This window comes from Sphingomonas sp. PvP056 (assembly GCF_040549155.1).
Classification (GTDB): domain Bacteria; phylum Pseudomonadota; class Alphaproteobacteria; order Sphingomonadales; family Sphingomonadaceae; genus Sphingomonas.
On the sequence record NZ_JBEPST010000012.1, the window covers coordinates 1 to 26,172 of the forward strand.

Consider the following 26,172-nt stretch of genomic DNA (forward strand, 5'->3'; position numbering starts at 1 on the left):
GGGGGGGCGTGTGGTGGGGTGGGTGTTTTTTTGGGGGGGGGGGGGGTATTGGGGGGGGGGGGGGGTGAAAAAACTCCCCCCCCCCCCGGTGGGGGGGGGGGGGGGGGGGGGCCCCGTGCCTCGCAGAGAGCTTGGTTCTGCTGGTCTGCCCCACCCCCAACCCCTCCCCTGAAGGGGAGGGGCTTCTTTCAGAACCCCCGTCAGCCGCGCATTTTCCACGCCCCCGCCGCAGCGGTCTTGCACTGACGCCCGCCGCCAGGCGTTAACCAACCGACGCGGAATAGACCCGAAACGGTCATAGCCGCGCAACACAAAGTCGTCATGCGGCAACCTGAGGTCGACAACCGGCCCATCAGGGAGTTTCCAGCATGACGCTTCGTTTCCACCTGCTCGCGGGTTCGATGATGCTCGCCTTCGTTTCGACCAGCGCGCTGGCCCAGACCGCTCCGTCGCCTGAACCGCAGCCCGTCGACACGGCAACGACCGAAACGCCCGCCCCCGAAGAAGCCGACATCGTCGTGCTCGGCTTCGGCCAGGCGCGGCAGGTGCAGACCGTCAGCAACCTTGATATCGAACGCCTGACCCCCGGCTCGACCCCGCTCAAGGCAATCGCCAAGCTTCCCGGTGTCAATTATCAGGCCGCCGACGCGTTCGGCGCATATGAATGGTCGTCGCGGATCACGTTGCGCGGGTTCAACCAGAACCAGCTCGGCTTCACGCTCGACGGCATTCCGCTCGGCGACATGAGCTACGGCAATTCCAACGGCCTCCACATCAGCCGCGCGATCATCTCGGAGAATCTCGGCGTCGCCGCGGTCGCACAAGGCGCAGGCGCGCTCGGCACCGCATCCAGCAGCAACCTCGGCGGGACGATCGAATTTACGTCGCTCAAGCCCTCGGACAAGATGGGGATCGTCGCGTCGGGCACCTATGGCAGCAACGAGACCTATCGCGGCTTCGTCCGGCTCGAGAGCGGGGACATCACCGGGCAGGGGCTCAAGGGCTATATCAGCTACGGCTATCTCAAGACCGACAAGTGGAAGGGCTTCGGCGAACAGCGCCAGCATCAGGTCAACGCCAAGCTCCTGCAGGATCTGGGCGACCGCGGCTCGATCTCAGCCTTTTTCGACTATTCGGATCGCCGGGAGCAGGATTACCAGGATCTCAGCCTCGATCTGATCAAGCGGTTCGGCTACGATCTCGACAACATCTCGAACGACTTCCCGCTCGCGACGCGGCTGGCGCAGGTCTATGCCAACCAGAACACCGCCGCCGGCCAACCGCTGCCCTATCCTACGGCGGGCACGACCTTTCCCGCGCCGTACAAGACCGTCGACGACGTCTATTTCGATGCGGCGGGTCTGCGGAAGGATTATCTCGCGGGCGCGACCTTCGATGGCCGCCTGACCGACCAGGTTTCGCTCAAGCTGACCGGCTATTATCACAACAACCACGGTCAGGGCCTGTGGTACCTGCCGTACACCCCGACCCCGGGTGGCGCTGCGCTGTCGGTGCGCACGACCGAATATGACATCCACCGTGGCGGCGTACTCGGCCATGTCGCGGTCGACACCGGGCCCAACCATCTCGAGATCGGTGGCTGGTACGAATCGAACGATTTCGAGAATGCGCGCCGTTTCTATGGCCTCGCCAACCAGGCAACCGCATCGCTCCCGTCGCTCGAGTTCAAGAGCAACCCGTTCTTCACGCAGTTCGATGCCAAGTTCAACACCGAGACGCTGATGTATTACGTCTCGGACAAGCTGACGCTTGGCGACCTGACGCTGTCGGGCGGGTGGAAGGGCCTGCAAGTCGTCAACCGTGCCAAGGCGATCGTCGGCACGCTCGCTGCCGGGCGGATCGAGGCGAAGGACTGGTTCCTGCCGCAGGTCGGTGCTTTGTACCGGATCGGCGGGCAGACCGAACTGTTCGCGACCTTTACGCAGAATATGCGCGCGTTCACGTCCGCAGCGGTCGGCGGGTCGCCGTTCGCGACGACGCAGGCGGGACTCGACCTGATTCGCAATTCGCTCAAGCCCGAGCGGTCGGACAGTTATGAAGTCGGCGGGCGCTTCCGGATGAACGGGTTCCAGGCGTCGATCGCGGGCTATTACGTCGATTTCTCGAACCGGCTGTTGTCGTTGGCGAACGGCACCGGCGGCGCGGGCAACCCGACGACGCTGCAGAACGTCGGTTCGGTGCGTAACTACGGCGTCGAAGTGACCGGCACGTACAAGGTGGTGCCCGCGGTGTCGCTGTATGCGTCCTATTCCTACGGCAAGGCGGAATATCGCGACAACGTGATCAGCACCGCGGTCGGCTCGATCGGACAGATCGACACCGCGACCAAGGGCAAGACCGTCCCCGACAACCCCGAGCACATGCTGAAGGGCGAGGCGGTCTATGACGACGGTCAGTTCCTCGCGCGGGTCGGCGCGAACTACATGTCGAAGCGCTACTTCACCTATCTCAACGACCAGTCTGTGCCCGGGCGCGTGCTGGTCGATGCGACGATCGGCTATACCTTCCGCGGTGAGGGCGTGCTCGACGGGCTGGGGATCGAGGGCAGCGTCACCAATTTGACCGATCTCGGCTATATCGCGACGATCGGGTCGAACGGTTTCGGCAAGAGCGGCGACAACCAGACCCTGCTGGCAGGGGCACCGCGGCAGTTCTTCGTGACGGTGAAGAAGGGGTTCTAGGGGGAGCGCCTCCTGTACGCGGGGGCTGTTCCAAGACGTAAAAAACCCGCCGTGCGCTTGGCGCACGGCGGGTTTTGTTTTGGACGCGACGGGGCGCTAAACCTTCGTCACTCTTCCAGCGGCTGGCCCGGTACCGCTGCGATCTCGGTCGCCTTGCTGCCCCACAATGCGTAGAACAGAATGTACAGCTCGCACGCCGCAGTCAGCAGGAACGACGTCTGCAACCCGTAGGCGTCCGCAATCTGACCCTGCACGACGACGAGCGCACCGCCAGCGATCGCCATGATCAGCAGCCCCGACCCTTCCTCGGTCAACGGGCCAAGGCCCTTGATCCCGAGCGTGAAGATCGTCGGGAACATGATCGAGTGGAACAGCCCGACGAGGATCAGCGCCCACATCGCGAGCGGTCCGGTCGTGAAGACGGTGACGAGCATCACGACGAACGCACCGATCGAGAACGCCGCGAGCACGGTTTCCGCCGGGATCTTCTGCATGATGAACGAGCCCGCAAAGCGGCCGATCATCATGAAGCCCCACAGGAAGGTGAGGTAGCGACCGGCCTGCTCATGCGTCAGGTCCGCGATCTGCGGCTGGCTGACGAAATTGACGAACAGGTTGGCGACGCCGATCTCGGCGATCAGGTAGATGAAGATCGCGGGGATGCCGAACACGAGGTTGCGGTGCTTCCACAGCGAATGGTTCTTGCGGTCGGCCTTCGCCATGCGGCTGGTCGACGTGCCCATCGCCGGGAGCGGGAACCGCGCGATCACGACCGCGAGGATGACGAGCACGATCGCTACCAGCACATAGGGCAGCACCACCGACTGCGCGTCGGCAAGCCGCTCCGCCTGGGTGAAGACAGCCCCCGACTTGGCGGTGCCGCTGGTCGAGCGTCCGAGGATCAGATACGCGCCGAACAGCGGTGCGAGCATCGTCCCCGCCGAATTGAGCGCCTGGACGAGGTTGAGCCGCGCCGACGCCGTCTCAGGCGAGCCGATCACCGCTACGTAAGGGTTGGCCGCAACCTGGAGCAGCGTGATGCCACTCGCGATCACGAACAGCATCACGAGCGTGACGCCGTAGGACGGGATGCTTGCCGCCACCGTCATGCCGACTGCGCCCGCTGCCATGATCAGCAGCCCGACGACGAGCGACTTCTTGTAGCCGATCCGCTCGATCAGCTTGGCCGACGGGATCGACGCGAAGAAATAGGCGATGAACCAGACGCTCTCGATCAGCGTGGTCTGTGTATAGCTCAGTTCGAACACGCTGCGCAGATGCGGCAGCAGCGTGTTGTTGATGACGGTGATGAACCCCCACATGAAAAACAGCGTGCCGAGCAGCACAAGGGCACTGACGTAGGAGGGGCGAACGCCGCCCTCCGGTGGCGCGTCTGTCAGCGCCGATTGCCGGGTGGGTGTTATTGCCATGGGCACGCATCCTCATTGATCTTATAAATGTCTGAGTATATCCCGATCTGGATAGCGTCAAACGCGGAGTTCCCGAAAATGTCTGAGTCCACACCCCCCAAGCTCCGCAGCCGTGCGTGGTTCGATAATCCCGACAACATTGATATGACCGCGCTGTATCTCGAGCGGTATCTGAACTTCGGGTTGAGCCTTGCCGAGCTGCAGTCGGGCAAGCCGATCATCGGCATCGCACAGACGGGCTCCGACCTGTCGCCCTGCAACCGCCACCACCTCGTGCTTGCCGAGCGGCTGCGCGAAGGCATTCGCGAAGCAGGCGGGATCGCACTCGAATTTCCGGTCCATCCGATCCAGGAAACCGGCAAGCGCCCGACCGCCGGGCTCGACCGAAACCTTGCGTATCTTGGCCTCGTCGAGACGCTGTACGGCTATCCGCTCGACGGCGTCGTGCTGACGATCGGCTGCGACAAGACCACGCCCGCCTGCCTGATGGCGGCGGCGACCGTGAACATCCCGGCGATCGCCTTGTCGGTCGGCCCGATGCTCAACGGCTGGCACAAGGGCGAGCGCACCGGCTCGGGCACGATCGTGTGGAAGGCGCGCGAACTGCTCGCGGCGGGCGAGATCGACCACGCCGAATTCATCCGCCTGGTGGCGTCGTCGGCACCGTCGACCGGCTATTGCAACACGATGGGCACCGCCACGACGATGAACTCGCTGTGCGAGGCGCTCGGTATGTCGTTGCCCGGTTCGGCCGCGATCCCCGCGCCGTATCGCGATCGCCAGGAAGTTGCGTATCTCACCGGCAAGCGCATCGTCGACATGGTCGCCGAGGACCTCAAGCCTTCGGACATCATGACGCGTGACGCGTTCCTCAACGCGATTCGCGTCAATTCGGCGATTGGTGGGTCGACCAACGCGCCGATCCATCTCACCGCCATCTCGCGCCACATCGGCGTCGATGTGCCCGTCGAGACGTGGCAGGAACATGGCCTCGACATTCCTTTGCTGGTCAACCTGCAGCCCGCGGGCGAATATCTCGGTGAGGATTTCTACCGTGCGGGCGGGGTTCCGGCGGTCGTGTCGCAGCTGATCGACCAGGGGTTGATCCTCGAGGACGCGATGACCGTCAACGGCAAGACGATGGGCGAGAATTGCCGCGGTGTGGCGATCGAGGACGAGAAGGTGATCCGTCCGTTCGCGACACCGTTGATGGAGGCGGCGGGCTTCGTCGTGCTGTCGGGCAATCTGTTCGAAAATGCGGTGATGAAGACGAGCGTGATCTCGCCCGAATTCCGCGAGCGCTATTTGTCGACGCCGGGCGATCTCGATGCGTTCGAGGGGCCGGTCGTGGTGTTCGACGGGCCGGAGGAATATCACCGGCTGATCGACGATCCCGCAACCGGGATCACGGCCGAAACGCTGCTGGTGATGCGCGGCGCGGGGCCGATCGGTTTCCCCGGCGCGGCCGAAGTCGTCAACATGCGCCCGCCCGCGCATCTGATCCTCGACGGCGTCCATGCGCTGCCGTGCATCGGCGACGGTCGCCAGTCGGGGACGAGCGGCAGCCCGTCGATCCTCAACGCCTCGCCAGAGGCAGCGGCCGGCGGCACGCTTGCGTTGCTGCGCACTGGGGACCGCGTGCGGATCGACCTCAACCGCGGTACTGCCGACGTGCTGATCGACGATGCCGAGATCGCGGCACGGCGCGAGGCGCTGAAGGCGGCTGGCGGCTATGCCTATCCGGCATCGCAGACGCCTTGGCAGGAAATGCAGCGTTCGGTGGTCGGCCAGCTCGGCACGGGCGCGATCCTGGAGGGGGCCGAGGCGTATCAGCGCATCGCGCAGACGCGCGGGTTGCCGCGCGACAACCACTAATCGGAGCAGGGGACTTCCACCGCTAGGAAGTCCCCGCTTCTCCGCTGGCGATCCAAGGCGCTTCCCCGGCGAAGGCCGGGGCGCAGTCGCGAAGGTCGAGGTAACGGGCAGTTGCGCTCGAGCAACTACGGCCATTGCCACTGGGCCCCGGCCTTTGCCGGGGAAGCGTCTTAGCTATGGGTCTGGGCAGGGCGGGCAGTGCTAACCACGCCTTGCGGTTCCTTACTCTCAATCGCTAGCCCTACACCCGCCGTTCACGGGTCGCCTTCAGCAAAACCCAACGCTTCCCCGGCGAAGGCCGGGGCCCAGTCGCGGAGGTCGTGGTAACGGGCAGTTGCGCGCGAGCAACTACGGCCATTGCTTCTGGGCCCCGGCCTTCGCCGGGGAAGCGCTTATGTTTTGGGTAAGGTCAGGGCATTCTCCACGTGCGGTCGCGCGTTCGAGCAGCCCCCTAGTCCCGCTCCGCCAACCCCATATCGCCGAGCGCCAGCCGCAACAGCTCCACCATCGCGCGATGCGCCGCTACCGCATCCCCAGCTACGATCGCATCGTGCACGCGTTCGTGATCCGGCAACGGATCACGCGGCAGCGCGTGCTTGCGTTGCTTGAAGGTCGTCGTCCAACGCACCGCTGCCCCGACGCTGTTGGCGAGCGCCGCGAGCGGTTCGTTGCGCGCGGCGGCAAGGATCGCGCGGTGGAAGCGCTGGTCCGCGGTCTGCCCGCGTGCGTCCTTGAGCCCGTACAGCCGCATGGCCTCGATCCCCTCGCGCAACTCCGCCAGATCCGCCTCGCTCCGACGACGCGCGGCAAAGGCGGCGGCGGCGGGTTCGATCACGCCGCGCAGTTCGAACAAGTCGATGATGAAGTCGGCGTTGGGCTCGCCCTCGAACGTCCACGCCAGCACGTCGACGTCGAGCAAATTCCAGCGGCTGCGCGGGGTAACACGGGTTCCGGCTTTCGGGCGGCTCTCGACCAGCCCTTTGGCGGCGAGGATACGGATCGCCTCGCGGTAGGCGGTGCGCGACACGCCAAGCGCCTCACTCGCTTCGATCTCGCCGCCGAACACCGCACCCGGCTGGCGGACGCCGCTGACGATCTCGACGCCGATGTCGTGCGCGATGATCCCGTGGATGCGCGGGGCGAACAGGCGGTCGTCGTCACCGGTCATGCCGCTCCCTCGCGCATCGACACGGCCCTGAAAGGGCGTGCCGCGGTCCGGGAGCGACAGGCCGTTATAGCGAGCGGACCTGGGGCACCGCGTCGTCGCCGACCGCAAGCGGGTTGCGCACGGGCATCGTGAACGGCGCGGCTTCGATCTCGAACACGTCGCCCGGCTGGGTCTGGAACCCTTCGCTGAACGACAGCGTCGCGGTCCCGAAGAAGTGGACGTGGACGTCACCCGGACGGCGGAAGCCGGCGTATTTGAAGTGGTGATGTTCGAGGTTGGCGATGCTGTGCGACATGTTCGCTTCGCCCGACAGGAACGGCTTTTCCCATACAGTCGCGCCATCGCGGACGACCCGGCTGGTGCCGCGCACGTCCGCGGGCAGATCGCCGAGCAGCAGTTCGGGGCCGAGTGCCGCCGGACGCAGCTTGGAATGCGCAAGCCACAGATAGTTGCCGCGTTCGGTGATGTGATCCGAGAATTCGTTGCCGAGCGCGAACCCGATCCGAACCGGCGCGCCATTCGCGTCGATCAGATAGATCCCAGCGATCTCCGGCTCCTCGCCGCCATCCAGCGCGAAGCTGGGCATCGTCAACGGTTCGCCCTGCGCCGCGAGGATCGCGCCATCGCCCTTGTAGAACCACTCGGGCTGGACACCCTCGGTCCCTGCTTCGGGCTTACCGCCGTCGACGCCCATCAGGAACATCTTCATCGAATCGGTCGGGTCGGGGTTTTCCGCCGCCTTGCGATGCATCTGGTCGCGGCCCTCGGCCGATCCCAGATGCGTCAGACCGGTGCCGGTGACGACGAGATGCGCGTCATCGGCATGATCGATCGGGACGAGCAACCGCACGCTCGCCAGATCGACCGGATCACCGAGCCGCGTTTCCGCCAGCGCGGCCAGCCCGATTTCGGACTGGACCGCGAGTTCAGCGAGTTCGAGCACGGTCGACACCCCGATGACGCGACGTGCGCCATCGGAGGTCATTGCCGCGACGCCGCGCGCGCCGTCATCGAACTGGACGAGCGACGCGATCATCGTGCGGACGCTTCCCGCACGCCGTCGACGCGGCGCGCGATGTCCCACGGGTTACCGTCGCGCAGGGCCACGGGCAGCATCGCCTGCGGCAGGTTCTGGTACGAAACCGGGCGCAGGAAGCGATAGATGGCGAGCGTGCCGACCGAAGTCGTGCGGCCATCGCTGGTGGCGGGGAAGGGGCCGCCGTGAACCATCGCGTGGCTCACTTCGACACCCGTCGGCCAGCCGTTCGCGAGAATGCGACCGACGCGTCCGGCGATGATCGGGACGATCCCGGCGGCTGCCTCGGCATCGCCCTCGTCGATCTGGACGGTGGCGGTGAGCTGGCCTTCGAGCGAGGCGATGACATGGCCGACTTCGGCCAGATCCTTGCAGCGCACGACCACCGACGACGAGCCGAACACTTCATGCCCGAGCGCGCGGTCTGCGAGGAAGCTCGCCGCATCGGTTTCGAACACGGCGCCGATCGCCTGGTTGGGGCCGGTGTTGGCGACGCCGCGGGCGACGGTGCGAACCGCGGTATGGCCGGCGAGTGCCTCGACGCCCTTTTCATAGGCTTCGTGGATCCCGGGGGTCAGCATCGTCAGCGCCGCGCTGCCCGTCAGGGCTTCGCCCGCTGCGGCGACGAACGTGTCGAGGTCGGGGCCTTCGACTGCGATCACCAGACCCGGGTTGGTGCAGAACTGGCCTGCGCCCATCGTCAGCGACTGGACGTAAGCGGCACCCAGTTCTTTCGCGCGCGCGGCGAGCGCGGCGGGGAACAGGATGACCGGGTTGATGCTCGACATCTCGGCATAGACCGGGATCGGTTCGTCGCGCTCGGCCGCGATCTTCATCAGCGCGAGGCCACCGCCACGCGAACCGGTGAAACCGACCGCCTTGACGCGCGGATCGGCGACGAGCGCGCCGCCCAATGCGTTCGTGTCACCCGGCAGGTAGGAGAAGACGCCCGCGGGCAGTCCGCTCGACTGGACCGCCGACGCGATCGCGCGGGCGACGAGTTCGCCGGTGCCGGGATGCGCCGGATGACCCTTGACGATCACCGGGCAGCCAGCGGCCAGCGCCGATGCGGTGTCGCCGCCGGCAACCGAGAAAGCGAGCGGGAAGTTGGACGCGCCGAACACCGCAACAGGTCCGACCGCGACGTTGATGCGGCGCAGGTCCGGACGCGGCAACGGTGCGCGGTCGGGGAGCGCCGGGTCGATCGTCGCATCGAGGAAATCGCCCTGGCGGACCATCTGCGCGAACATGCGAAGCTGGCCGACGGTGCGACCACGCTCGCCTTCGAGACGCGGGCGGGGGAGGCCGCTCTCGCTCATCGCGCGAACGATCAGGTCGTCGCCAATCGCGAGGATCGCCTCGGCGATCGCCTCGAGAAATGCGGCGCGTGTAGTGAGGTCGGTCGTCGAATAGACCGGGAATGCCTCTTCCGCGAGTGCGGCGGCTTCGGCGACTGCATCGGGACCGGCGGCCGAGAAGTTCGGCTCGAGCGTTTCTCCGGTCGCGGGGTTGATTGCGGTAAACCGCGTATCGGCCTGACGAACGTCAGTCCCGATCAAAATTGCTCCATCGATCACGAAAAGCCCTTCCATAATAACTCAGACATAATAGGGTTTGGAGACGCCATTCGCAAGGCGAGACTGAGGATGCTGCCATGTCCCGACCGATTTCGACGACGACCCGTGCCGTGCGTCTCGCGCTGGCGGCGGCGGCGATGCTGTGTGCCGCCGGCGCGAATGCTGCGGGGCCTGCGCGGTTCGGCTGGGTCGAGTATCAGGGCACCGACGGCGCGGCGGTGCCGGCAGGCAGCTACCGCAATCCGATCCTCGCGGGCTATCATCCCGACCCGAGCATCGTCCGGGTCGGGGCAGATTACTATCTCGTCAACTCGACCTTCTCGTGGTTCCCCGGCATTCCGGTGTTCCACAGCCGTGACCTCGTCCACTGGCGGCAGATCGGCAATGCGATCGACCGGCCGGGCCAGCTCGACTTCACCGGGCGCGGCATGTCCGAGGGGGTGTTCGCCCCCGCGATCAATTACCATGCGGGGCGGTTCTATATCGTCAACACCTGCGTACAATGCGGCGGCAATTTCGTCATTACCGCGACCGATCCGGCAGGAAAATGGTCCGATCCGGTGTTCCTGCCGACAGTAGAAGGGATCGATCCGTCGCTTTTCTTTGATACCGACGGCAAGGCATGGATGATCAACAACCGCGAGCCAGTCGGTGGGTCGACGTACGACGGCCACCGCGCGCTGTGGATCGAACAGTTCGATCCGGTCGCGCTCAAGATGATGGGCAACCCCAAGATGGTCGTCAACGGCGGGGTCGATCTCGCCGCCAAGCCGGTGTGGATCGAGGGGCCGCATATCTACCGCGTCAAGAACACCTATTATCTGCTGGCGGCGGAAGGCGGCACCAGCGTCAACCACAGCCAGGTCGTGTTCCGCTCCGACTCGGTCACGGGGCCGTATGTCCCTGCGCCGAAGGATATCAATCCGGTCCTGTCGCAGCGCAACCAGCCCGCCACGCGGCCCAACCCGATCAGCGCGACCGGACATGCCGATCTCGTGCAACTGCCCGACGGACGCTGGTGGTCGATCTTCCTCGGTACCCGCCCGTATGAGAAGGATTTTTACAATATCGGGCGCGAGACGTTCCTGCTCCCGGTCGACTGGTCGAACGGCTGGCCGGTGATCCTGCCCAAGGGCCAGAACGTGCCCTATGTCGTGCGCGCGCCGTTGCCGATGGCGGCAGCAGGATCCACCCCGTTTACGGGGACGTATTCCGTGCGCACCGACTTCGTCGGGCCACGGCTCGGGCTGGAATGGATGACGATGCGCGATGCCCCGTATCGTCTGGCCGGGCGCGAGTTACTGCTCGATCCGCGCGCCGACGGGATCGGCGACTTCGGCAAGCCTGCTTTCGTCGCGCGTCGCCAGGAACATGCGGTCGCCAGCGTGACGACCTCGGTTCGGTTCGCGCCGGAGGAGGGGGCGATGGCGGGGCTCGCCGCGGTCCAGAACGACGCCTATTTCCTGACGATCGCGCTGACGCGGCACGACGGCAAGACCTTCGTCCGCGCCGCCCGCCGCGCAGGCAAGGACGAACCACGCACCGGCGTGACGGTCGCGGAGCGGGCGGTGTCGGCGAGCGGCCCGGTGCGCCTGCGGATCGCCGCGCGCGGGGGGCGGTATGACCTTGCCTATGCGGTGGGAAAGCAATGGGTTACGCTCGCGCACGAGGTCGATGCGACCAACCTCAGCACCAACAAGGCGGGCGGATTCGTCGGCACGATGATCGGCCCGTTCGCGCAGGGACCACGATGACGTCGTTTCGCTGCTACCGCACGTAGCTCGCGCCGTTCACGTCGATCACCGCGCCCGTCATCGACGCGGGTGCTTCCAGCGCGAGGAAGCGCGCGACGTCCGCGATCTCGTCGGGCATCGCGACGCGCCCGAGCGGAATGTCCGCGAGCAGCTTGTCGCCACCGCGGCTCGACAGATAGTCTTCTGCCATGCCGGTCATCGTGAACCCCGGGCACACTGCGAACGCCAGGATCTCCTGGCCGGCATAGCCGCGGGCAATGCTCTTGGTCATCGCGACCATGCCCGCCTTCGACGCGGCATAATGCCAGTGCGCGGGCGAATCGCCGCGATAGGCCGCCCGGCTTGCGATGTTGACGATCCGCCCCCCGACGCCGCGGCCCTGCCAGTGGAGCACCGCCAGTCGGCACAATTCGGCGGAAGCGGTGAGGTTGATGCGCATCGTGCGGTCCCATTCGGCGACCCATGCGTCATCGTCGCGATCGATCGGATTGGCATCGAACACACCGGCGTTGTTGATCAGCACGTCGATCGTGCCGCCAAGCCGCTCGAGCGCCGCGTCCCAAAGGGCGCGCGGTGCCGCGGGATCGGAAAAGTCCGCCGGAATGCCGCTGCGCGTGCCATGCCCGATGAGCGCGACATCCGGCCGGTCGAGCTTTGCCGCGATCGCGGCACCGATCCCGCGCGATGAACCGGTGAGGAGAATGTTGGTCATTCGCCAGCCTTATCCGGGACAGGTGCGCGAACCAACCCTCGCGTCAGGCCGCCACGCTGGCCGAAAAAGTGTCGGCCGCACGCTTCAACACGTTCAACTGATCGTCCACCTTGCCGAATTCACGTTCGAGCGTGTCGATCTCTCCGGCGATGTGATCGGTGTCCTCGCGGATCGCGACGATCGTATGCGACATCGAATCGGCGGCGAGTGCGGTCTCGTCGACGGCCGCGGTGATCGCGGTCACCGTCTGCGCCTGCGCCGCCATCGCATCGCGGATGCGGTTCGCGCTTTCCTGGACTTCGCCGACGGTCGCCTTGATCGACGCGTTGGTTTCGACGGTCGACCGTGTCGCGGACTGGATCGCAGCGATTTTCGCCGCAATGTCGTCGGTCGCCCGCGCGGTCTGACTGGCGAGGCTTTTGACTTCCTGCGCGACGACCGCAAAGCCGCGTCCGGTATCGCCCGCGCGCGCGGCCTCGATCGTCGCGTTGAGGGCGAGCAGGTTTGTCTGTCCCGCGATGTCACGGATCAGCCCGAGGATCGATTCGATTGACTTGGCATGGTCGCTGAGCGTTTCCGACATGCATACCGCGGTCCCTGCCTGCGTCGAGGCGCGAGTCGCGATCGCGGTCGCCGCCTCGACTTCGGTGCGCGCCCGCTCGATTGCACGGATCAGCCCGGCGGCGGTCTGCGCGGCCTCGCGCATCGCGGTGGCGGATTGTTCGGCGGCGGCGGCGACCTCGCTCGTCTTGCTGGTCATCCCACGGGTCGAATAGGCCGCCCCCTGCGTCTGCACCCGCAGACGGTTGCCGAGCGCCGCGGTGCCTTCGATCGATGTCGCGATCGTTTCGCTGAAATGCGCCGATCGATCACGACGTTCGGCGCGGCTGCGCTGGGCATCGTGCGTTCCCAGGTGCGACGCCATGATGTCGGCCTCGACCAGCGCGAGCCGTTGCACGGCGTCCGCCAGCGCGCGGAAGCGGGGCGAGCCCGTGCCGAGCTTGGCTTCGATCAGGCCAAGCGTGCAGCTGTGCGCGAAGCTCAATGACGCCAGCAACGCCTGCAACGGGATGCCGGCCTTCTGCGAGCGCGCGACGTGATGGGTCGCCATCTGCGCCCATTCGTCGCCATGTGGTGCCGAGTATTTCGCGATCGTGTACCGTGCGCTGTCGGCGACACTTGCAGCGAGATAGGCTTCGTCGAACATCGGGCGGATGTGCGCCGACATCGGCAGTGCGAGATAATGCTTCCAGAACGTCTGAGAGATCGACACTTCGTTGCCGGCGATGAGCTCTGCGATTTCCGCCCCAGCCGCAAGGAGCGTATTGTCCCAATCGTAATCCGCGACGCGCTCGGCGGTGGATCGGTTCTCCCCGCTCCACCCGCCCACTTGATTGGCCATTCCGGCTGACTCCCTGACCTACGCTATATCTGATTGGCCGCGTTACGCGGCGACCTTCGCGACGAACTCGCCGGCGCTGTTCTTGAGCGCGCCGAGCTTGTGATCGAGCGAATCAAACCCACGACCGACGCGATCGATCTCGGAAGCGACGGTTTCGGTATCCTCGCGGATCGCGGTGATCGTGTTCGACATCGAATCCGCGGCGAGGGCGGTCTCGTCGACCGCCGCAGTGATCGCGGTGACGGTCTGCGCCTGCGCTTCCATCGCATGGCGAATGCGATTGGCGCTTTCCTGAACTTCGGTGACGGTCGACTTGATCGACGCGTTGGTCTCGACGGTGGAGCGCGTGGCGGACTGGATCGCGGCGATCTTGGCGGCGATGTCGTCGGTCGCGCGCGCGGTCTGGCTGGCGAGGCTCTTCACTTCCTGCGCGACCACCGCAAAGCCGCGCCCGGCGTCGCCGGCACGTGCCGCTTCGATCGTGGCGTTGAGCGCGAGCAGGTTGGTCTGCCCCGCGATGTCGCGAATCAGCCCGAGGATCGATTCGATCGACTTGGCATGATCGCTCAGCGTTTCCGACATGCCGACCGCGGCGCCGGCCTGGGTCGATGCGCGATTCGCGATCTCCGCGGCGGCTTCGACTTCGGTGCGCGCATCTTCGATCGCGCGAATCAGGCCCGCGGCGGTCTGTGCGGCTTCCCGCATCGCGACGGCGGACTGTTCCGCGGCCGCAGCGACTTCGCTGGTCTTGCCGAGCATACCGCGTGCCGACATCGACGTGCGGACGGACTGGCCGCGCAGTACTTCCGATTCCTGCGTCGCCTGCTCGACCGTAAGCGCGATCCCCTCGCGAAATTCGGTGGCAAGCCGCTCCCGTTCGTCTGCGGCGCTATGGGCGCGAAAAGCGTTGTAGATTTCGACGGTAATCTCGCTTTCGAGTCCCGTTAGCCGGAGCACGGTGTCGATGAACGTCGGCAGGCGTGGGTCGTTGGTCTCGAGACGATTGAACAGGATGGTGAGGGCGGCACGATCGCTGGCGCAGGTCATCGACAACAAGGCCATCGTCGAAACACCCGCGGCGTAGCCCGCCGCAACCGAGCGCTCCATCGATTCGACCCACGCGCGCCCGCTGACGTCGCAGAACCGGTTGCGCAGATAGGCGACTCCCAGTTCGACGATCTTGGCCTCTTCATGAGGCTGCCAATTGCTCTCGCCCAGGCCGGCACGCCGCCACTGGCCCCAGAAGGCAAGCGCGATCTCCCCCGCATCGGGTTCGAGGATCGTCCAGACGTCGCGCGCAGCGGCCTCGAGGGTGTGGTCGAAGTCGAACGCGCTGAGGCGGGCGCGGAGGTCGATCGTCGCGGCAACGGCACCGGGGGCGGGCAATTCATGGGGGTTCAAGGTTGACGCTCCGTCTGTGGCATGGCCGGCGCGCGAAACGCCCTTCGCTTGACTACCTCTCCCTGGTTAACGCGGCGTAACCGGCATTACGGATGATTGCAGCGGATGCATCTGCGGTATCAGCCAGAATCCTTGCATCATCGGCTCGTCGGATTAAGAGGGCACCAACCCGCATTCGATCCGCAATCGACCCTGCAATTGATGAGGACACGCCGCCTTGGCCAGCACGACACCCACGACCAAACGCGCTCGACCGCTGAGCCCGCACTTGAGCATCTGGAAATGGGGACCGCATATGACGGTCTCGATCCTTCATCGCGTCACCGGCAGCGGCATGGCAACCGTCGGCACGCTCGTCATGGTATGGTGGCTGGCGGCGATTTCGGGCGGGGCGGAAAGCTACGCCACGTTCCATCACGTGTTCGGCGAATTCGCCGGGGGCGCGCTTGGCTACATCGTCGGGATCGGGCTGACGCTGTCGTTCTTCCAGCATATGGCGACCGGCATCCGGCACTTCGTGATGGATGCGGGCGCAGGCTATGAACTCAAGCGCAACAAGACCGGTGCTATGGCGACGATGATCTTCTCGGTTGCCGCAACGCTGGTCGTGTGGGTCTATATCCTGGGGTTCAAATAATGGCTTATCGCACCGAACTCGGCCGCGTCCGCGGTCTCGGCAGCGCCAAGGAAGGCGCGCATCACTGGTGGCAGCAACGGCTGACCGCCGCGTCCAACCTGTTCCTGATGCTGTGGTTCTTCATCGCGATCCTGCGGTTGCCCGCTTATGATTACGACACCGTCCACACCTGGCTGTCGTCGAGCTGGGCTGCCATCCCGATGGTGCTGCTGATCGCCTCGGTCTTCTACCACTTCCGGCTCGGGCTGCAGGTGGTGATCGAGGATTACCAGCATGAAGAAAGCCGCGTCATCGCAATGGTCGCGCTCAACTTCTTCACTGTCGTGACCGCCAGCATCGCCATTTTCGCGATCCTCAAGGTCGCCTTCACCGCTACCACCGGAGTGCCGCATGCCTGAGGCATATAAGATCATCGACCATACCTATGACGCCGTCGTCGTGGGCGCGGGCGGCTCCGGCCTGCGCGCGACCATGGGGATCGCGGAAAGCGGCCTGAAGACCGCGTGCATCACCAAGGTGTTCCCGACGCGGAGTCACACGGTTGCGGCGCAGGGCGGCATTGCAGCGAGCCTTGGCAACAACTCGCCCGACCACTGGTCGTGGCACATGTACGATACCGTCAAGGGTTCCGACTGGCTCGGCGACCAGGACGCGATCGAGTACATGGTCCGCGAAGCGCCGGCTGCGGTGTACGAGCTGGAACATGCCGGCGTGCCGTTCAGCCGTAACGAGGACGGGACGATCTACCAGCGTCCGTTCGGCGGGCACATGCAGAACATGGGCGAGGGGCCTCCGGTCCAGCGCACCGCTGCCGCTGCCGACCGTACCGGCCACGCGATGCTCCACGCGCTGTACCAGCAGAGCCTTAAGTATAATTCGGACTTCTACGTCGAGTATTTCGCGCTCGACCTGATCATGGAAGACGGCGTCTGCCGCGGCGTGATCGCGCTTTGCATGGACGACGGGTCGATCCATCGGTTCCGTGCGCACACGGTCGTGCTGGCGACGGGCGGCTATGGCCGCTGCTACTTCTCGGCGACCTCGGCGCACACCTGCACTGGCGACGGCAATGCGATGGTACTGCGCGCTGGTCTGCCGCTGCAGGACATGGAGTTCGTCCAGTTCCACCCGACCGGCATCTACGGCGCAGGCGTCCTCATCACCGAGGGTGCGCGCGGCGAGGGCGGGTATCTCACCAACTCCGAGGGCGAGCGCTTCATGGAGCGTTATGCTCCGTCGGCGAAGGACCTGGCGTCGCGCGACGTCGTGTCGCGGTCGATGGCGCTGGAAATGCGCGAAGGCCGCGGTGTCGGCGAGCATAAGGACCACATCTTCCTCCACCTCGATCACATCGATCCCAAGGTGCTGGCAGAGCGGCTTCCGGGCATCACCGAGACGGGCAAGATCTTTGCCAACGTCGACCTGACGCGCCAGCCGCTCCCGGTGACGCCGACCGTCCATTACAACATGGGTGGCATTCCGACCAACTATCACGGCGAAGTCGTCAACCTGCGCGACGGCAACCCCGACTCCGTCGTCCCCGGCCTGTTCGCGGTCGGTGAAGCTGCATGTGTTTCGGTCCACGGCGCGAACCGTCTCGGCTCCAACTCGCTGATCGATCTGGTCGTGTTCGGTCGTGCGACCGGGCTTCGGCTCAAGGAGACGCTCAAGCCGAACACGCCGCACAATCCGCTCCCCAAGGGGTCGGAAGAGATGGCGCTCGGTCGTCTCGACACGTTCCGCAACGCCAAGGGCAGTTCGCCCACCGCGCAGATCCGCACCGAGATGCAGCGCACGATGCAGAAGCATTGCGCGGTGTTCCGCGACAACGCGCTGCTCGGCGAAGGGCAGACCAAGATCGCGGCGACCTACGCCCGCCTGCAGGACGTCAACGTCACCGATCGTTCGCTGATCTGGAACACTGATCTGGTCGAGACGCTCGAGCTCGACAATCTGCTCGCGCAGGCGGTCGTAACGATGGAAAGTGCGGCCAACCGGCAGGAATCGCGCGGCGCGCACGTCAACGAGGATTATCCCGACCGCGACGACGCGAACTGGATGAAGCACACCACCGCGACCTTCGCGGGCTGGGGCGGCAAGGCGGGCAAGGTCGAGATCGGCTATCGCCCGGTCCACGACTTCACGCTCACCGACGACGTCGAGTACATCAAGCCGAAGAAGCGCGTTTACTGATATCCGCCACCGACGGTGCCGTCTTCCCCGCCTTGGCTGGGAGGGCGGCACAGGCCGTCGAGGTGACGTGCGAATGCCCTGATGCGGCAAAAATCCGGGAGCGTGGTCCGCTTCCCGTGAACGCCTCCCTGGCCAATGTCAGGTTGAGGAGTGCAGGGCATCGAAACGAAGCCCGCTTTTACCATTTAGCCGCTGTGTTGTTGCAACCCCGCCTCTGTGCGGCAGGGCGCTAAACCCGCGACCGTTGGTCGTCGAAAGGGGGCGGCATCTGCCGATGCGGTCCCATGCAAAAAGGGCCGGGGTTTCCCCCGGCCCTTTCGCAGTTCAGTAGCAGATCAGGCTTACGCCGCCGAAACCTCGGCAGTGTCGACCTTGATACCTGCACCCATCGTCGAGCTGACGGCGACCTTGCGGACATACTTGCCCTTGGCGCCCGACGGCTTGGCCTTGACCACCGCGTCGACCAGTGCGTCGAAGTTCGCGCGCAGGTCCTCGTTGGTGAACGATGCCTTGCCGATGCCCGAGTGGATGATCCCGGCCTTCTCGACGCGATATTCGATCTGGCCGCCCTTGGCTGCCTTGACCGCTTCAGCGACGTTCATCGTGACCGTGCCGAGCTTCGGGTTCGGCATCAGGCCCTTGGGACCGAGCACCTTACCGAGGCGACCGACGACGCCCATCATGTCCGGGGTCGCGATGCAGCGATCGAAGTCGATCGTGCCACCCTGGACGATTTCCATCAGGTCTTCCGCACCGACGACGTCTGCACCAGCGGCGCGGGCTTCGTCAGCCTTGGCACCCTTGGCGAACACGCCGACGCGAACCGTCTTGCCGGTGCCCTTGGGCAGCGTGACGACGCCGCGCACCATCTGGTCCGCGTGACGCGGATCGACGCCGAGGTTGAGCGCGACTTCGATCGTCTCGTCGAACTTCGACGTTGCGTGGGTCTTGGCCAGCGCGATCGCTTCGTCGACGCCGTACAGCTTCTCGCTGTTGATTGCGGAACCGAGCGTCTTTGCCTTCTTGGTCAGCTTTGCCATGATCTCAGCCCTCCACCACTTCGAGGCCCATTGCGCGGGCGGAGCCTTCGATGATGCGGGTTGCCGCGTCGATATCGTTGGCGTTGAGATCCTTCATCTTCGCAGTCGCGATTTCCGAAAGCTGCGAGCGCTTGATCTTGCCGGCAACGGTCTTGCCCGGCTCCTTCGAACCCGACTTGAGGCCAGCGGCCTTCTTGATCAGGAACGTCGCGGGCGGCGTCTTGGTCTCGAACGAGAAGCTGCGGTCGGCATAGACGGTGATGACGGTAGGGAGCGGCGTGCCGACTTCCTGGTCACCGGTCGACGCGTTGAACGCCTTGCAGAATTCCATGATGTTGACGCCGCGCTGACCCAGCGCAGGACCGATAGGGGGCGACGGGTTGGCCTTGCCGGCCGGCACCTGAAGCTTGATGTAGCCTGTAATCTTCTTTGCCATAAGGCGGTCTCACTCTGTCAGGGGGCAAGGCATCGAAACACCCTGACCCGGTTCAAGTTTAGCGGTCCAAGTGACGCCTCGATAAAGAGCCGCCTCCCGCAAAATCCATCGATGTCTCGTTGGAAGGGCGTGCGCATAGCCGAACGGGTGCAGCAATGCAACGTGAAGCGCGCGGAAGGGCAGCGTTACAGTAGCTGCAATCGACGGCTTGGCCGAGCATGTGGTGGGGTGCGGTGAGCGGCGCGATCAAGTCACGGCGTTGGTGCATGGTGCCAGGGTTTCGGCTCCATGCCGCATACGCGTTTCATGGTCGGATATCGGCAAAGCGCCCGCGCGACCTCCAATAAATCTATTGGTCATGTGCTCGATGCGGCCCGGGATGGACGTAGTGTTCTTTTAAGAAGCGATATTTATACATTGATAATATTCAGATCTATTGACGGTGTCGCTTTCCCTTACAGTGCGTACACGATATTCCCGGATCGGGACGACATGGGATCATGGCCGCTATTTAACCCCCGACAAAATGCCGGATTTGCGGGCGCAAACGCCGCGGATCCCTGACATTCTGCTGCACTGCAGCGCCGAAAACCGCGCGTTTCTGCGCTTGGCATGAAACTTGTTAACCTTGTTTGCGTGTCCAACTGGACCAGCAATAGGATAAGGGTACCGAGTATGAAGAAAATTCTGAGCGCAGCAGCGGTCGCGCTGCTTGCAACGGCTGCTCCGGCATTCGCCGCCGAGAACCTCACCGCCGCCTTCAACACGCCGACCGGCGCGACCACCACGGGCACCTACTTCGGTCAGGTTCGCGTGACCGTCAGCGGCACCGGCTTCTCGAACGGCAACACCGTCAACGACGCGTTCTACCAGACGGTTTCGCAGGCTCGCAACTCGGGTCTGTACCAGCTCGCCTACACCGCGGGTTCGTTCGCTTCGACCGGCGCAACGCGCAACCAGGCTGTTGCGAATTCGATCCTCGACGGCATGGTTCCGGCGTACAGCGCGAACAACACCTACAGCTTCGTACTGAACACGGGCCTGTCGCAGGCGAACGCAAGCGTTCTGTCGTTCGGCGTTGCCGACGACAACTACCGTGACAACGGTGGCTCGTACACCTTCTCGGTCTCGGCAGTTCCTGAGCCCGCAACCTGGGGCATGATGCTCATGGGCTTCGGCATGATCGGTTTCGGCCTGCGCTCGTACAAGCGTTCGTCGACCAAGGTCACCTACGCCTAAGCGCAATACCTTCGGGTAGAGATACCGCCGTCCCAACCGGGACGGCGGTATTTTTTTGCCCTGCGACGATCCGCGGGATCAGTCGCGATATTTGATTTCGAGGAAACGCCCGCGGGTCTCGAGCAAGTCGAGATCGCCCTGCGCCAGTTGCGCGGACATCTGCCCGATTTCCTCGTCGATCACGCGAAGACCATCGGCAAGCTGCGCATCGGGGGAGCGACCGTTGCGTTCGACCGTGCGGAGTGCCGCGGGAACCTTGGCATAATCGCGCAGTAGCTCGGGGAGTTGCTCGCCGACCAGCTTGCGGACTTCGGTCGCGGCAGGCTGTTGCTCGTCGAGCGTCTGCAACTGCGGCGCGAGCGCCTCGAGCCGGACGCCGATCCCGTCGACCAGCGTCTGCGCAGGGGCGGGCAGCAGCGCGCGTTGCGTCTCGAGCCATTGCTCGGTCATTTGCGGCAGCGCCTTGAGCGGCACCGCGTGCAACTGTTCGACCCGGACCTTCGGCGTCAGACTGGCGAACAGCAAGGTCGCGGTGACGACCGCCATCAGCGCCGCGACGATCAGCGCGCCGCCCATGCCGATCGGGACGAACCAGCCGATCGTCATCGCGGCGACCAGGATCGCGAGATCGGCCGCCGCGGCATAGCCCACACGCCGCGCGAGGCTCGTCGCCGCGCGCCGCCGCCCGCGCTGCGCCGCGCGCCGCCGCCCGCGCTGCGCCGCGCGCTCCGCCCGCGTCCGATCGAGCACTTCCCCCGCGCGCGCGACCTGGCGATCGACGTCGGTCATCGGATCACTCCGCTTCCAGCTTGAACGTGTCGCCGGGGCCGGACAGCCGGTTCTGCGCGGCGCCCTCGGCGCGGGCGATATAGCCCTTCGACTTCTCGACTTCGTTCGACAGCGTGCCGACGGTGGTCTTCATCGAATCCAGCGCCTTGAGCTTGAACGAGTCGATCGCGTCCATCGTGTCGTAGATGTTCTGGAACGCGCGCTGGAGCGTCTCGACCGGGATGGTCGAGGCGGCGGCCTGTTCGTGGATCGTCGCGGTCTGCGACTTGAGCAGCTTGCCGGTCGCATCGATGATGTTGGCGGTGGTCGTGTTGAGCGCGGTGATCTGGTCGAGCACCAGCCGCTGGTTGGCGAGCGCCTGCGCGACCGTCACCGCGGTGCGCAGCGCAGACACGGTAGTGGTCGAGGCGCGATCGACGCCCTTGATCAGCTCGACGTTGTTCTTCTTGACGAGGTCGAGCGCGAGATAGCCCTGCACCGTCACCGCCATCTGCGTCAGCAGATCCTGCGTGCGCTGGCGGACGTAGAAGAGCGCGCTTTCGCGGATCGCCTTGGCCTTGGCGGGATCGCTATGGTCGAGGTCGTTCGCCTTGTCCTCGAGCCGTGCGTCCATTTCCTTCGACAGCACGATCATCTGTTCGAGCCGCCCCATCGCGGTCCACAAATTGCTGCGCTCGGTATCGATCGCGGCATTGTCCATCAGCAGCTCATCCTTGCCGCGCGCGAGCGTCTTGAGGATCGCCGAAATATGCGACTGCGAGGAGCGATACTTATCGAAATAGGTGTTGATGCTGCCGCCGAACAGCTTGGACATGATGCCCCGGCTCGAGATCAGCTTGCTGTTGGTCGAGGGGTCGAGCTTTTCGATCGTGCGGCGAAGCTCGGTCAGGTCCGCGCCCACCCCGGTGTCGCCGTCCATTGCCTTGACCGGACGGTCGAGGAAGCGGTTGGACTGCTCGGCTGCGGCGCGGATTTCCTTTTGGCCCATCGCCGCGATCGCATCGACACGCTTGCCGAACTCGGGCGAATTGACGTCCTGCGCGACGAGATCGTCGACGAAGCCCGCGACCTTGTCCTGCAACTTGCTGCGGACGCCGTCCTCCACCGGCACGAGCCCGGTCGCCTTTTCGGGCGCGAGCACGGGAACGGGATCGGGCGGCGTCAGGACCAGCCCGGACGCTGCGGCATCCGTATCGGTCGGTGCAGTCGTCGCCATCGTCAATCTCCCACTTACGCGTCGCTGATAAATGCCGCCGATCCCCCGGCGCTTCAAGTGTATTAACGCAACACTACACACGAAACCGGTCAACTGTAACGGAAGTGCAACGTCTTCGTCTCCGTATCGCAACACCTCCCGCATACCGCAGCGCGGCATAAAAGGAATCAATATCATGCGTAAGTTCATCACGTTCGCGGCATCTGCGGCGTTGCTCGGTTGCTGTTCGTCGGCGGCGCTCGCCCAGGCTCTCGCCGCGCCTGCGGCCGATCCCGACGTTCAGGCGGTCGGCGGCGGCGACATCGTCGTCACTGCGCAGAAGCGCGAGCAGCGTATCCAAGACGTCCCGATGACCGTCAGCGCGGTGACCGGCGCGCGGATGGCGGAACTAGGGGTGAATTCGCTCGCCGAGGTTGCGCTCTACATTCCGGGGCTGCGGATCCAGGAACAGAGCGCCAACAATCCGGGCTTCGTCATCCGCGGGATCACCTCGGACAGCGGATCGTCGCAGCAGGGCGCGCGCGTCTCGCTTTACTATAACGGCGTGGACATCTCGCGGACGCGCGGCGCGTACCAGGATCTGTACGATCTGGAGCGGATCGAAGTGGTCAAGGGGCCGCAGGCGACGCTGTTCGGCACGGCATCCGCGGTCGGCGCGGTCAACATGATCTCCGCCCCGGCACGCGCCGGAACGTCCGGCCAGCTGATCGGGTCGTACGGCAATTACAATCGCGGGCAGGTGTCGGGCTTCGTCAACCTTGGCAACGATACGCTCGCCGGGCGACTGGCGTTTGCGTACAAGCATCACGACGGCTTCGTCCGCAACATCGCGGGTGACCCCAAGGTCGCCAACCAGAACCAGGGCAAGGTCGATCAGGACGATCTCAACGGGCAGGACCAGCGCGGCATCCGCGGGTCGCTGCGCTGGGCACCGACCGACCGGCTGACCGCCAATCTGGTGCTGAGCTATGACGGCCAGCGCAACCCCGGCACCGCCTTCCGTTCGCGCGCGCTGGCACCCACCGGCGGCAATGGCGGCGACTATGCTTATGCCGAGCTGTCGGGCTCGCCCTATAGCGAGACGGTGCTTGGAGCGCGCAAGCTCGGGCTCAAGCGCGACGTCTATGATGCCAATCTGACCGTGACCTATGAGTTGTCGCCGGGCGTCAGCTTCACCACCGTCAACGGCTATCGCAAGTTCAACAGCAACGAAGTGTTCGACGCCGACGGCGGCCCCGCCTGGTATCTCGAATTCGGCGAGGAAGCGCGCGGCGATCAGTGGAGCCATGAAGGCCGCTTCAACTTCACCGGCGACACCTATCACGCGTCGTTCGGCTGGAACGCGCTGTTCGAGAACAATCTGCAACGTGTTCCCTTCTCGACCGAGGAAGGCACGTATCTCGGCTGTTCGGTGTCGTCGGCCTATGCCGGCGTCCGCGCCGCGCTTGCGGCGAACGGGGTGTCGGGCTGCGTGGCGTCCAACGGCACGGTGACGGCGGCGCGCGCGACCGCGGTGCTGACGCGCGGGGCGGCGACGCAGATCCCGTATCAGTCGGTCTTCACCAATTACGGCACCAACACGACCTATTCGATGTTCGCCGACGGCACGTGGATCCCGACCCCGAAGCTCGAGATCACCGCCGGTGCGCGCGTGCTGATCGAGCAGCGCAAGTCGGGCTACAGCTCGGTCCAGCCGAATTCGGTGATCCTCGCCGGGCTGGGCGTGCGCAGCAGCTTGCTCGGGACCGCCAACACCAACGGCGTGATCTTCAATGCAGTGCGAAGCTTCTCCGCGATCCTGCCGCGCGCCAATCTGCTGTACCGCGTGACCGATGCGATCAACCTCTATGCGACGGTCAGCAAGGGCCGCCGCTCGCCGGTCGTTCAGCTCGCTGCGGCGAGCGTGGGCGGGCAGGTCGTTCCCAGCCTGCAGATCGTGCCCGAAGAAGTCGTGTGGAATTACGAGGGCGGGATCAAGGGCAAGATCGGCCCGTTCACCGGGTCGCTCGGTGCCTTCTATCAGGACTATAACGGCTTCCAGGTATCGGTGACCAACAACGGCATCACCACCACGCAAAGCGCGGGCAAGGCGCGCAGCCCGGGCGTCGAGGCGGAGGGCAACCTCAAGCTCGGCCGCTTCGTCCAGCTGTTCGGCAACTTCGCCTATGTCGACGGCAAGATCGCCAAGAACGCCAGCTACGGCGTCTATTCGGGCGCGCGCTTCCGGTTGCAGCCGCAATATACCGCCTCGGGCGGCGCGACGATCCGCGTGCCGGTGCGGACGATGACGCTCTACGCCACGCCGTCCGTCACCTATCAGAGCAGCCAGTTCTTCGAGCTGCCCAACAGCGCGGCGATCAGCCAGGGCGCCTATGCGCTGGCCAATATCCGCGCGGGCGTCGAACTGGAGAACGGCAAATATGCGATCGGCGGGTTCGCGCGGAATCTGCTCAACCGCAAGTATCTGATCGATGCGGGGAATACCGGGGGTGGGTTCGGGATACCGACTTACATTCGTGGCGAACCCCAAGTCTACGGGGTGGAACTCAGCGGGCGTTTCTAAGTAATGGGGTCAGTGCCTGGCTTGGTCACCCAAATAGGCGCCCCGGTACCATAACGATATATTGCTGGCATCATTCGAATAGGGTAAACTTCCTCCACAATAAACGGGGGCGTTTTATGGCGGTACTTGATCCTACGATCGAATCGGATGTGGTACTTTTCGACGAAGAGAAGTGCCGTTCGGTCGGGAAGTCGTTGCATGACCAATATGTATCGGCCAGCCCGTTTCCAAGTATCGTCATGGACGACTTTCTGATCCCGGATCTGTTGCGCAAGGTCTTGTCCGAGTTCCCCAAATCGGAGGGCAAGACGTATTTCGACCGTTCGCAGGAGCGGTTGAAGTACCAGTATCCGCCGAGCGAATGGGGTGGGCCGATTACGCACAGCCTGTTCAGCGCGTTCAACAGCGACGCGTTTGTTGGCTTTTTGGAGGAGATGACCGGGATCAGCGGGCTCATCGTCGATCCGTCATTCGTTGGCGGCGGGCTGCACGAGACCAAGCGTGGCGGCCATCTGGGGGTTCACGCCGATTTCAACCAGCATGTCCGGCTCAATGTCGTGCGCCAGCTCAATCTGCTGATCTATCTCAACGAAAACTGGGAGGAGAGCTACGGCGGCAATCTCGAACTATGGGACAAGAGCATGAAGACGCGCGAGGTCAGCGTGTTGCCGGTGCTCGGGCGTGCGGTCGTGTTCACGACCACGCTCGACAGCTACCACGGCCAGCCGGACCCGGTGATGTGCCCGCCGGAACTGTCGCGCCGGTCGATGGCGCTCTATTATTACAAGGCGGTGGAAGGCGGGCTCGATCGCGTCCCCAAGCGGACCACCGCGTTCCAGGTGCGCCCGCAATCGACCGATCAGGTCGACTGGCGGATCCGGAGCAAGCATTTCCTCGACGACTGGGTCCCGCCGGTGGTTCGCCGCCGGATCAAGCGGATCTGAAACACAACCCCGCTTTACAGGGGCATCGGGCCGGGGGGCGCACGCGCCGCCCGGCCCG

Annotated in this window: 20 protein-coding genes; 9 read left to right on the plus strand and 11 right to left on the minus strand. The window is 64.9% G+C overall.

Annotated features, from left to right (window positions below):
• Window positions 1–404: 404 nt before the first annotated feature.
• Window positions 405–2,702 (plus strand): TonB-dependent receptor domain-containing protein, encoded by a 2,298-nt coding sequence (locus ABIC17_RS20015; protein ID WP_354284947.1) that lies wholly within the window; start codon window positions 405–407, stop codon window positions 2,700–2,702.
• A 107-nt stretch (window positions 2,703–2,809) separates the two neighbouring features.
• On the opposite strand, the gene ABIC17_RS20020 is transcribed toward ABIC17_RS20015, so the two are convergent.
• Window positions 2,810–4,132: a sugar MFS transporter gene (locus ABIC17_RS20020; protein WP_354284896.1), complete on the minus strand. Its 1,323-nt coding sequence runs from the start codon at window positions 4,130–4,132 to the stop codon at window positions 2,810–2,812.
• A 78-nt stretch (window positions 4,133–4,210) separates the two neighbouring features.
• Between ABIC17_RS20020 and ABIC17_RS20025 the strand changes: the two genes are divergently transcribed.
• Complete coding sequence (locus ABIC17_RS20025; protein ID WP_354284898.1) at window positions 4,211–6,007, plus strand: IlvD/Edd family dehydratase; 1,797 nt, start codon at window positions 4,211–4,213, stop codon at window positions 6,005–6,007.
• A gap of 451 nt (window positions 6,008–6,458) precedes the next feature.
• Here the strand turns inward: ABIC17_RS20025 and ABIC17_RS20030 are convergent, their stop codons facing one another.
• The 3 genes from ABIC17_RS20030 to ABIC17_RS20040 all read right to left on the minus strand — a co-directional run bounded on the left by ABIC17_RS20030 (window position 6,459) and on the right by ABIC17_RS20040 (window position 9,788).
• Entirely contained in the window at window positions 6,459–7,175 is a 717-nt protein-coding gene (locus ABIC17_RS20030) for a FadR/GntR family transcriptional regulator (RefSeq protein WP_354284900.1), read from the minus strand.
• Between the two features lie 64 nt (window positions 7,176–7,239).
• Window positions 7,240–8,211 carry an AraD1 family protein gene (gene araD1, locus ABIC17_RS20035; protein ID WP_354284902.1) on the minus strand — a complete coding sequence of 324 codons (972 nt, stop codon included), beginning with the start codon at window positions 8,209–8,211 and terminating at the stop codon, window positions 7,240–7,242.
• A complete protein-coding gene (locus ABIC17_RS20040) occupies window positions 8,208–9,788 on the minus strand; it encodes an aldehyde dehydrogenase (NADP(+)) (RefSeq protein ID WP_354284904.1) in 1,581 nt (526 codons plus the stop codon). Before ABIC17_RS20040 ends, araD1 begins: the two co-directional genes overlap by 4 nt.
• A 77-nt stretch (window positions 9,789–9,865) precedes the next feature.
• Between ABIC17_RS20040 and ABIC17_RS20045 the strand changes: the two genes are divergently transcribed.
• The gene (locus ABIC17_RS20045) at window positions 9,866–11,542 is read left to right on the plus strand and encodes a glycoside hydrolase family 43 protein (protein ID WP_354284906.1); all 1,677 of its coding nucleotides are present in this window, start codon (window positions 9,866–9,868) and stop codon (window positions 11,540–11,542) included.
• Between the two features lie 13 nt (window positions 11,543–11,555).
• On the opposite strand, the gene ABIC17_RS20050 is transcribed toward ABIC17_RS20045, so the two are convergent.
• From ABIC17_RS20050 to ABIC17_RS20060, 3 genes are read right to left on the minus strand one after another with little or no spacing between them, the layout of a single operon-like run.
• Window positions 11,556–12,254 carry an SDR family NAD(P)-dependent oxidoreductase gene (locus tag ABIC17_RS20050; RefSeq protein ID WP_354284908.1) on the minus strand — a complete coding sequence of 233 codons (699 nt, stop codon included), beginning with the start codon at window positions 12,252–12,254 and terminating at the stop codon, window positions 11,556–11,558.
• A gap of 43 nt (window positions 12,255–12,297) precedes the next feature.
• Entirely contained in the window at window positions 12,298–13,656 is a 1,359-nt protein-coding gene (locus tag ABIC17_RS20055; RefSeq protein WP_354284910.1) for a methyl-accepting chemotaxis protein, read from the minus strand.
• Between the two features lie 42 nt (window positions 13,657–13,698).
• Window positions 13,699–15,042 carry a methyl-accepting chemotaxis protein gene (locus ABIC17_RS20060; RefSeq protein ID WP_354284949.1) on the minus strand — a complete coding sequence of 448 codons (1,344 nt, stop codon included), beginning with the start codon at window positions 15,040–15,042 and terminating at the stop codon, window positions 13,699–13,701.
• Window positions 15,043–15,274: 232 nt separating this feature from the next.
• Here ABIC17_RS20060 and sdhC point away from each other — a divergent pair, with 232 nt between their 5' ends.
• The 3 genes from sdhC to sdhA are packed head-to-tail and all read left to right on the plus strand — an operon-like array spanning window position 15,275 to window position 17,887.
• Complete coding sequence (gene sdhC, locus ABIC17_RS20065) at window positions 15,275–15,694, plus strand: succinate dehydrogenase, cytochrome b556 subunit (protein WP_354284912.1); 420 nt, start codon at window positions 15,275–15,277, stop codon at window positions 15,692–15,694.
• A complete protein-coding gene (gene sdhD, locus ABIC17_RS20070) occupies window positions 15,694–16,092 on the plus strand; it encodes a succinate dehydrogenase, hydrophobic membrane anchor protein (protein ID WP_354284914.1) in 399 nt (132 codons plus the stop codon). The genes sdhC and sdhD overlap by 1 nt, the downstream gene beginning before the upstream one ends.
• A complete protein-coding gene (gene sdhA, locus ABIC17_RS20075; RefSeq protein ID WP_354284916.1) occupies window positions 16,085–17,887 on the plus strand; it encodes a succinate dehydrogenase flavoprotein subunit in 1,803 nt (600 codons plus the stop codon). The genes sdhD and sdhA overlap by 8 nt, the downstream gene beginning before the upstream one ends.
• 341 nt (window positions 17,888–18,228) lie before the next feature.
• Here the strand turns inward: sdhA and rplA are convergent, their stop codons facing one another.
• Window positions 18,229–18,927 carry a 50S ribosomal protein L1 gene (rplA, locus tag ABIC17_RS20080; protein WP_242139452.1) on the minus strand — a complete coding sequence of 233 codons (699 nt, stop codon included), beginning with the start codon at window positions 18,925–18,927 and terminating at the stop codon, window positions 18,229–18,231.
• Between the two features lie 4 nt (window positions 18,928–18,931).
• A complete protein-coding gene (gene rplK / locus ABIC17_RS20085; protein WP_010160412.1) occupies window positions 18,932–19,363 on the minus strand; it encodes a 50S ribosomal protein L11 in 432 nt (143 codons plus the stop codon).
• Window positions 19,364–20,038: 675 nt separating this feature from the next.
• Here rplK and ABIC17_RS20090 point away from each other — a divergent pair.
• A complete protein-coding gene (locus tag ABIC17_RS20090; RefSeq protein WP_354284919.1) occupies window positions 20,039–20,602 on the plus strand; it encodes a PEPxxWA-CTERM sorting domain-containing protein in 564 nt (187 codons plus the stop codon).
• Window positions 20,603–20,680: 78 nt separating this feature from the next.
• On the opposite strand, the gene ABIC17_RS20095 is transcribed toward ABIC17_RS20090, so the two are convergent.
• Window positions 20,681–21,391 (minus strand): hypothetical protein, encoded by a 711-nt coding sequence (locus tag ABIC17_RS20095; RefSeq protein WP_354284921.1) that lies wholly within the window; start codon window positions 21,389–21,391, stop codon window positions 20,681–20,683.
• 4 nt (window positions 21,392–21,395) lie between these two features.
• Complete coding sequence (locus tag ABIC17_RS20100) at window positions 21,396–22,607, minus strand: toxic anion resistance protein (protein ID WP_354284923.1); 1,212 nt, start codon at window positions 22,605–22,607, stop codon at window positions 21,396–21,398.
• Window positions 22,608–22,782: 175 nt separating this feature from the next.
• Here ABIC17_RS20100 and ABIC17_RS20105 point away from each other — a divergent pair, with 175 nt between their 5' ends.
• Window positions 22,783–25,170 (plus strand): TonB-dependent receptor, encoded by a 2,388-nt coding sequence (locus ABIC17_RS20105; RefSeq protein ID WP_354284925.1) that lies wholly within the window; start codon window positions 22,783–22,785, stop codon window positions 25,168–25,170.
• 239 nt (window positions 25,171–25,409) lie between these two features.
• Window positions 25,410–26,114, plus strand: a complete 705-nt coding sequence (locus ABIC17_RS20110) for a 2OG-Fe(II) oxygenase (protein WP_354284927.1) — start codon at window positions 25,410–25,412, stop codon at window positions 26,112–26,114.
• The last annotated feature ends 58 nt before the right edge of the window (window positions 26,115–26,172 follow it).